Below are 1,039 nucleotides of genomic sequence, written 5' to 3'. Positions count from 1 at the left end.
AGCTGCCCGTATTCGCGAACGCCGATAAAAAGGTCCGAAAAAGACTCCCGTCAGGGAGTCTTTTTTTGTGTCTGTTTATGAAAAAGACAGGCGAAGGAATAAGGACATTCCCGATTTCCGCCCCGGTGACACGGTCAAAGTTCATGTAAAGGTTGTAGAAGGCAACCGTGAACGTATCCAGGTCTTCGAAGGCGTTGTTATCGGTCGTCAAAACGGCGGAGTTCGTGAAACATTCACGGTTCGTCGTGTTTCTTACGGCATCGGTGTAGAACGTACATTTCTTGTACATTCGCCCCGTCTTGCAAAAATCGAAGTATCTCGCCGCGGGATTGTTCGTCGCGCGAAACTTCATTACTTGCGCGGACTTACAGGCAAAGCTGCCCGTATTCGCGAACGCCGATAAAAAGGTCCGAAAAAGACTCCCGTCAGGGAGTCTTTTTTTGTGTCTGTTTATGAAAAAGACAGGCGAAGGAATAAGGTCTTATTCTGGAATTTGCAGGGGCGCTATGCTATACTATATAACATATTATTAAAGTTAATTTACGAGGTGATTACAATGGAACCTATTTATGTAACAGGACATAAAAGTCCCGATACGGACTCTATCTGTTCGTCTTTCGGCATGGCTCGTTTAAAACAATTAAAAGGTATTGACGCCGTACCCGTACGGGCCGGTGAAATTAATAAGGAAACGGCGTTTGCTCTTGATTATTTCGGTGTAAAGCCGCAACAGTTGATGAGTGATTTTTACGTAAAGGTAGAAGATGCGGTTCATCGGAACTTAAAACCCCTTGCTGAAGAAGCCTCTTTAAAGGATGCGGCCTTATGGTTTAACGAACATGATCAACATGCTTTTGCACCTGTCGTTAAGGGAAATAAGCTTGTAGGTGTTCTTGAACGCAGTGCCTTGGCTGAAGAATTTATTAAAACCGTTACCGGTGCGGAATTGGATACGGTTAGAGCTTTGGTTCACGAACCGCAAATGACTTTTTCCGTAAACGACAACGGTCATGACGTTCCCGAGACAGGATGCTACGTA

At 44.9% G+C, this 1,039-nt stretch carries 1 protein-coding gene and 1 pseudogene; both read left to right on the top strand.

The features are described 5' to 3' along the window. Positions 1-67 precede the first annotated feature (67 nt). Positions 68-403, top strand: coding sequence for a 50S ribosomal protein L19 (rplS, locus tag PGX78_RS08185; RefSeq protein WP_270446452.1), 336 nt, complete (start codon positions 68-70; stop codon positions 401-403). 153 nt (positions 404-556) lie between these two features. Next, positions 557-1,039: pseudogene (locus PGX78_RS08180) on the top strand (CBS domain-containing protein); the annotation flags it as partial.

This window comes from Megasphaera sp. AF13-6AC (assembly GCF_027685385.1).
In the GTDB taxonomy this organism is placed as follows: Bacteria; Bacillota; Negativicutes; order Veillonellales; family Megasphaeraceae; genus Megasphaera; species Megasphaera micronuciformis.
The sequence above is the reverse complement of the archived record's forward strand: the minus strand, read 5'-3'. Positions and strand labels throughout refer to the sequence as shown.